The organism is Streptomyces sp. M-16 (genome assembly GCF_052114405.1).
GTDB lineage: Bacteria > Actinomycetota > Actinomycetes > Streptomycetales > Streptomycetaceae > Streptomyces.
This window is the reverse complement of the sequence record NZ_JBFRER010000031.1, coordinates 78,403-85,953: the sequence shown is the minus strand read 5'-3', so window position 1 is coordinate 85,953 and position 7,551 is coordinate 78,403. Positions and strand designations below refer to the sequence as shown.

Sequence of the window (7,551 nt, the reverse complement as noted above, 5' to 3'; positions counted from 1 at the left end):
GGTGTGTGTCGCCTTCGGTGCGGCGTACTGATCGGTGACACATGCCGAACGATCATTTTCATGCTCGGGTGCGATCGAAGCGACCGGGTTGCGCGGGTCAACGGGGGCGCACGAAGGAACACGGGGGCGCACACGGGTCTGCGCACGGCGCGATCAGCTTCCGTACGTCCGGCACCGGGCGAGGTCGATCTCCACGGCGGCGGCTCCGCCGTCCCCGGTGAAGGAGAGCACGACGCGCCCACCGCCCGCCGCCGCCGGGTGGGCGGTGATACCGCGGACGGGGCTGCCGGTGGCCAGCAGCAGACGGCACTGCCCGGTGGCGGCGTCCCAGACGCGGATGGTTCCGTCGACCGCGCCGGCGGCGGCGAAGCTGCCGTGGCCCTCCGCGTTCCACAGGGCCAGGGCGTGTACGGCCGCCGACGTGTGGCCGGTCAGCGGTTCGCCCAGGGGGCGGCGTCCCGCCAGATCCCACAGCCGTACCGTGCCGGTGTCCCCGGCGCTGGCCAGGTACGGCGCAAGGCCGCCGAGCGGGCGGGGGTCGAGGGCGACGGCGTGCAGGACGCCCTGGTCGCAGCGCAGGGGCCCGCCCAGCGGGCCGAGTTCCGCGTCCCACAGCCGTACGGTGCCGTCGGAGCTCGCGGAGGCGAACCAGTCCCCGCCCCGCTCGCACGAAGCGGCCGCCACCGCCCGGATCCGCAGGCCGTGCCCGGTCCACGTGCGCAGCGGGCGCGGGTCGTCCAGGTCCCACAGCCGGACCGTTTCGTCGTCGCCGCCGCTCAGGAGCAGGTGGCGGCCGTCCGCGGTGGTGCAGGCGGCGAGGGAGCGGACGGGCAGGAAGTGCCCTTCGAGGACGTCGGGCAGGAAGCGGCGGGTGCCCGCGTCCCACAACCGGATGCCGTAGCCCTCGCCTCCGGACGACCCGGAGGCCGATCCGGAGGCCGACACCAGGACGCGGCCGCCCTCCCGGCGGTGGGCCCAGGCCAGGGCGGACGGCGGCCGGCCGGTGTCGATCCGGGCGACCGCGTCCCCCGTGCCGATGTCCCGGACGTCGACGTACGGGACGCCGTCGCCGCCGAGTGCGAACCAGGAACGGCCGCGCGGTTCCCCCGGCTCCGGCAGGAGCAGTGCCCCGCGCGTCGGCACGGGCTCGGCAGGCGTCCGCGCGCCGGCCAGCGCGCACTCCAGGACCTCCCGGTTCCACAGCCGCAGCGTGCCGTCGCTGGAGGCGGAGGCCAGAATTCCGGATTCCGGGGAGGCGACGGGGCTGAGCGCCGTCACGGCGGAGGCGTGCCCGTCCAGCAGCGCCGGAGCCGCCACGTCGGCGGTTTCCCACGCGGAGACGTCCCATACGGCGATGCCCCGGCCCGTCCCGGCCGCGAGCAGGTGGCGCTCGCCCAGGACGAGGCCGGCCAGGCAGCTCACCGGCCCGTCGGCGCCGGTGAGGGTGGTGCGCAGTCCGTCGGTGCCCCAGACGCTGACGCTCCCGTCCGCGTGGCCGGCCGCGACCGTCCCGGGCCGCGTGGTCGCAGCCAGCACCCGTACCGCCCCATGGAGGCCGAACGCCGCCACCTCCACGGCGGCCCCGGTGTCCCGGAACGTCAGGGACGCCCCGTCGGCGATCGCCAGCAGCGGCCGGCCGGGCGGATCCTCCACCGGCGCCAGCGCGGTGGCACTCGTACGCGGCGTGTCCCCCGGCAGGGTCAGCAGGCCCTGCGGCCCCATGCGCTCGTTCCACCAGACCACCTCCCCGTTCCCGTTGACGCTGAACACCGCGAGCTCGTGCCCGCCGTCGCGGTACGCGCACACGTCGGCGATCCAGATCCCGCCGGGCCGGTGGACCTGGTCGACGAGCCCGCCGCTCGCCGGGTCCCACAGGCGTACGGTTCCGTCCGTACTCCCGGACACGAGCAGCGGGGACTGCGCGGGGCGCGGTGCGAGGAGCAGGTGGTGTACGGCGCCCTCGTGCCCGCGGATCCGTTCGCGGACCGCCGTCCCCTCGACCGCGTCGATCAGTTCGATGCCGCCGGTGTCGTCGCCCACCGCGAGGGCCGCGCGCCCGTCGGGGGCCGTCACCGCGGTCATGGACCGCACCGTGGTTCCGAGGGTGGCCAGGACGTTGACGGGCGGCGTCCACCGCGACCACAGCACGGCCAGCGGCCCCGGCACCCGGGCCGCGGCGCCCGTGCCCGTGCCCGCGGCAGTGCCCGCGTCCTCGGGCGTCCGCGGGCGCGCCGTCCCGGGGAAGCGCAGCGCCGTGTGCGCCAGGTGCAGGCTGGCCAGGCGCGACGGGTGGTCGGCGCGGTGCAGGTAGGGCTCCACCGCGGCCCACGCCTCCAGCCACAGCCGGCCCTCCCGCCCCCGGCCGGGGCCCAGCAGACCGCGGACGGGGCTGCCGGTCAGCCACGGAAGGACGTCGGCCGGCACGTGCGCGTCGTCCAGGACCCCGCCCAGGCGGGCGTGGCGCGCGAGGTACCGGCGTACGTAGGGATGCGGGGCGGTGTCCGGGGGGCCGACGGCGCCTTCCGCGCCGGCCGTGGCTGCGGCTGCGGTGACCGCGGTGGCGCCGGCTTGCGGCGCGGCCAGCTCGGCGAGCGCCCGGGTGATCCGTGCGTGCACGTCGGCGTCGTCCGTGTAGGCGTCCCCGTACGCGTCCCCGTACGCGGCCCCGTACGCGCCGCCCCCGTACGCGCCGCCCCCGTACGCGCCGCCCCCGAACGGGTCCCGCTCCGCACGGCTTCTGTCCGCCGCACTCGTCCCCGTAACCTCATCGCCCCCACCGGCCCTGCCAGCCCCACCAGCCCTACCGGCCCCACCAGAGCAGGCCCCATCGGCCTTATCGGCAGGCTCGTCCTGACCATCCGCCATTCCCATCCCCCCACCAGGCGCCGCCCCGCCCACGGGCCGGGCGCGCAGCACGGCGGCCAGCCGTTCGTGCGCCGGCCGGTACACCCGCTGATCCTCTTCCACGTCACGGGTGAGATACCCCGCCAGGCGTCCTTCCAGCAGAATCCCGATCTTGTCGTCGGCGTCCTCGACGGTCCTCCCGAGCACCGCGGACGCCACGGCGGGCCACACCTCCCCCCAGGCGATCCCGCGCCCCAGCGCGAACGCCGAGGCCCGCAGCAGCGCCAGCGCCTCGTCGGCCGCCAGGCCGTCCTCCGCCGACCTCGCGAGATCGGCCTCCAACAGCCCGGCGGTGCCCTCGCCCAGCCGGGCGAGCCAGCCCGGGTCGGCCGGCAGCCGCGGCCCCGCCGTGCGCAGCTGCCCCGCCGCCACGCGGGCGTCGAGGAAGGACCGCCCCACCGCCGCGGCCACCGTCCGCGACACCTCCGTCAGGTCGTGCCCCGCCCAAGCCGCCTCCCCGTCCAAGAGGGCCCGTACATACCCCTCGACGTCCTTGCCCATGTCCGCGTCGTCGGTACGCAGCACGGCCGCCCCGCGGAACGCGTCCCGTATCCGGTCCAGGAGGTCCGGGCCGCCGCCCGCGCCGCCTTCGCTGCCGCCCGCGCCGCCTTCGCTGCCGCCGCCCGTGCCGCCGTCGGTGGCGAGGGGGCCGCCGTCGCCCGGGTCGCYGCTGCGGACGGCCACGACCAGCCGGACCCCGCGCTCCACGGGCGGCGGCAGGTCGCCGGAACAGGCCCGGCCCCCGTCCGGCACCGCGGGCACGGCGCCGCGCACGGACAGGTGGCCGGCCAGCGGCACCAGGACCTGGTGCAGCGCCGCCGCCGGGTCGGTCGCCTCGTCCAGGGAGTCGACGACGATCGTGACCATGGGACCGGGCGAAGCCAGGAACCCCCGCAGCCCCAACTGCCAGCGGCTCAGCTGGTCCCTGCCCGAGGGATCCGGGCCGACCCCCAGCTTCTTCGCGATGGCCCGCAACAGCTCCAGTGTCTCCCGGCCCCGCGCGGTGACCGCGACGGTCACCGCGCCCTCGCCCGGAACGGTCTCCGGCGGACAGTGGCCGACGGCGGCCGCGAACAGGGCGGACCTGCGGAACTTCGCGTCGCTCAAGGTCACCGCGCGGCCCAGGATCGCCGACTTCCCGCTCGCGGTGATGCCGCTGACCACCAGGATCCCCGGCGGACCCGTCAGGAAGGAGACCACCGAGGCGTTCAGCCGCCTGCGGCCCGAGAAGTACCAGCCCGGGTCGTCGGCTCCGGTGCGCCCGCTGGCCTTCTCCACCCAGTAGTCCAGGTCCTCCGGGCTCGCCGCCAGCTCCTGTCGGCTCTCCTCCACCGCTGCCCGCTCCGGCCGGTATCCCGGGTTCGGCAGGGCCGGGGTCGGGACGTGGAGCTTGCCCATGACCACGCGGCAGTCGACGGACAGGCTCCGGCCGAGCTCCGCGCCGATCGCCTGCCCCGCCTGGTACAGGGCCCGGCTGAACTCCGACATCGTCAGGTACGGGCGGGTGATCCCTCCGGCCGTCCGCAGCCACTCGTGGGCCGCACGCAGCACGAGCGCGAACTCCCGGCCCATCACCCGTGTCTTGGACGCCGCCGTGACCAGGACGTTCAGCGTGCCGTACGTGGTGCGCGCGGTGTCCAGGTCCCGCGAGAGGTCCAGCAGCTCGCCCGCCAGGTCGGCGGACTCGCACATGTTCACGACCACCAGGACGTCCCGCGCGTGCGAGTCGAGCGCGGCGATCACGATCTCCGTCGTCCGCAACCCGGTCGCCAGCAGCCGGCCGGGGTCGGTGTCCCGCAGGACCGCGAAGTGCTTGGCCGCGGACGAGGCGACCCCGTGCCCCGTCACGTACAGCACCACCGGAACGTCCCGATCCGCCTCCCGGATCCCCGACCTCGTCAGGAAGCACTCCACGTCATGACGGCTCGTCACCGGCTGTGAGGGCGCCACCTTCACGAAACCGGGCCCGTCCGGGGGCGGCCGCTCCCACCAGAGGGCCACCGCCTCCAGCTGCGCGCCGAAGGCCTGGCGCAGCGCCTCCGTCCCGTCCTCCATCGGCAGGACGAACAGGGTGCCCGTACGCGGCTCCGCCTCCGCGGCGGCGCGGAGCGCCGGCGCCGGCACCTTCCCGGCGACGGCCCGCACCCCTGCCGTCGTCGTCGGCGTCGTCGCCTCCGCCGCCGGACCGGCTAAGCCGATCTCGCCCCGCTCCCCGTTCACGGTCCCTATTCTTCACTGCCATGGACGAGCACCCGCACCGCACCACCACCGCACAGCACCCCCGGGACGCAGCGGAGTTACCCGACCACGTCACCCAGGACGCGGTCGTCGTCGTACCCGGGATCATGGGCAGCACCCTGCGCGACACGACCACCGGCAAGGACCTCTGGGGCATCGGCGGCATCTCCTGGCTGCTGAAGGCCTGGACCACCCCCTCGGGCCTGAAGTCCCTGGCCATGACCGAGGACGAGCTGGCGGGCAAGACCGGACGCATCGAGGCGACCGGCCTCCTGAAGCACTCCGCGTGGACCCCGTACCTCGCGGGCAGCGAGCCGTACGCCGATCTGGTCGACACCGTGCGCTCCAGCGTCGCCGACCCCGCCGCGATCCTGGAGTTCGCCTACGACTGGCGCCTGCCCGTCGCCACCAACGGACGCCTCCTGGCCGACGCCGCGCGCCGCCACCTGACCGACTGGCGCCTGCACCCCGCCCACACCCTGGCCCGCCGCCACCGCACCGACCAGCGCGAGGGCCGGCTCGTCTTCGTCGCCCACTCCATGGGCGGCCTCGTCACCCGCGCGGCACTCGACCCCGCCCACGACGGCGACCTCACCACCGACACCCGGGGCGTCATCACCCTCGGCACGCCCTTCCAGGGCTCGGTCAAGGCGGCGGTCATCCTCGCCACCGGCCGCGGCGCCCCCGTACCGCTGCCGCACCGCAAACTCCGCGCCCTCTGCGCCACCATGCCCGGCCTCCACGACCTGCTGCCGCAGTACCGCAGCCTGCGCGCGGGGGACGACGTACGCCACCTCACCCCGGGGGACGTCACGGCCATCGGCGGCACCGCGGAGCTGGCGCGCGACGCGGCCCTCTTCCACCACCGCCAGAAGAACATCGGCCTGCCCGGCCACCGCTCCGTCGTCGGCGTCAACCAGCCCACCTGGCAGAACCTGACCATCACCGGCGGCGAACTGGAGGCCCACTACGACGGAGCCCGCCAGAACTCCGACGGCACCTTCATCCGAGACCGGAACGACCGCATCCGGTACTTCCGGGTCCACGGCGACGGCACCGTGTACAAGGAGTCGGCCATCCTCACCGACGCCGTCACCCACCTGCCCCTCCAGCACGGCGACGTCGCCAAGGCACCGACCGCCCTCGACGCCATCACCGAGATCCTGCGCGACGACATCCACCCCGGACCGCCCCAGGGCGAGGCCGGCTGCGGCCTGAGCGCGCCCGACCTCGTCGAGGCGGGCCTGCCGTGGAAGATCCACCTCAGCGACGTCGACTCCCTCCCGGGCCTGACCTGCCACCTCACCGACCTCGCCGACCCCAGCCGTCCCGTGGCGCACCTCGCCCTGACCTGGGAGGACGGCGCAGCGGTGGCAACGGCATCGGCGCCGTCCCCGGGCCTGTACCGCATCGAGGTCCGCACCCCGGACGGCTTCCACATCACCCAACTGGTCCTGGCCACCGAACCGGACCAGCCCCTGGCCGAAGCGGAGGCGTAACCCGCACCGGGCCTGGTCATCACCGACCGGAGCCGAGCCGAAACCTGTCGGCGCCCCGCGGCACCACGCCTGCCGCCGTCCCCGGCCGCGGGGCGCGACGCGCACAGCCGACGGCCGACTCTCCGGGACGCCAAAGCCCCGGCCGACGCCGCGGAACCCGCATGGTCCGGGGGCCGGTGCGGGGCTGGCTCGGCCGCGGCCGTACTCTTCGCTGGATGATCAGTCCCGCTGGTCGAGCCGCAGCCCGGTCTCGCGTCGGCGGGGCCGCGGACCGGCCGGCTCCATCTGGGCCAAGGCTCATGGAGGTCGAGTTCAACGGTGTGGACCGAAGTCGTTGCGGCCCTGCCCGGTACGGCCGTCTTCCGGCCACCGGTATCGGAGGCGTCGCTCATCCACTGCGCGACGACGCTGGGCCATCCCTTGCCCGCGGACCTCGCCGCCCTGCTCCGCGAGAGCAACGGCATCGAGGACGAGTACGGTGACGGGCTCATCTGGTCCGCCGAACGCATCACGTCCGAGAACCGGACCCTGCGCGAGGACGCCGGGCTCACCAAGCTCTACATGCCGTTCGATCCGCTGCTCTTCTTCGCGGACGCGGGGAACGGAGACCTGTTCGCCCTCCTCCCCAGGATCGACCGGCCCGACGTCTTCGTCTGGAACCACGAGGACGACAGCCGTACCTGGGTGGCCCCGAGCTTGGCCAAGTACCTCGAATGGTGGCTGACAGGGCACATCAAGCTGTAGCGCCGCCGCGCGCCCTCACCGCCCGGGGGCGCCCGGACGGCGGTACTGAAACACCGGCCTTCGGCCACCGCCGGGACATCGCACCGCGTTCACCCCCCTGCCTCGGCTGCGCTTCACCCGGATCCGAAGAACTCCGTCGGGCAGTGCCGGTTCCCGTACCTGACCT

Annotated in this window: 3 protein-coding genes; 2 read left to right on the top strand and 1 reads right to left on the bottom strand. The window is 75.1% G+C overall.

Going from position 1 to position 7,551, the window contains the following annotated elements:
* Positions 1-153: 153 nt before the first annotated feature.
* Complete coding sequence (locus AB4039_RS16965) at positions 154-5,124, bottom strand: hypothetical protein (RefSeq protein ID WP_442271101.1); 4,971 nt, start codon at positions 5,122-5,124, stop codon at positions 154-156.
* 20 nt (positions 5,125-5,144) lie between these two features.
* Here AB4039_RS16965 and AB4039_RS16960 point away from each other — a divergent pair, with 20 nt between their 5' ends.
* A complete protein-coding gene (locus AB4039_RS16960) occupies positions 5,145-6,641 on the top strand; it encodes an esterase/lipase family protein (protein WP_442271100.1) in 1,497 nt (498 codons plus the stop codon).
* A 318-nt stretch (positions 6,642-6,959) separates the two neighbouring features.
* Positions 6,960-7,385 carry an SMI1/KNR4 family protein gene (locus tag AB4039_RS16955; RefSeq protein WP_266846424.1) on the top strand — a complete coding sequence of 142 codons (426 nt, stop codon included), beginning with the start codon at positions 6,960-6,962 and terminating at the stop codon, positions 7,383-7,385.
* Positions 7,386-7,551 lie beyond the last annotated feature (166 nt).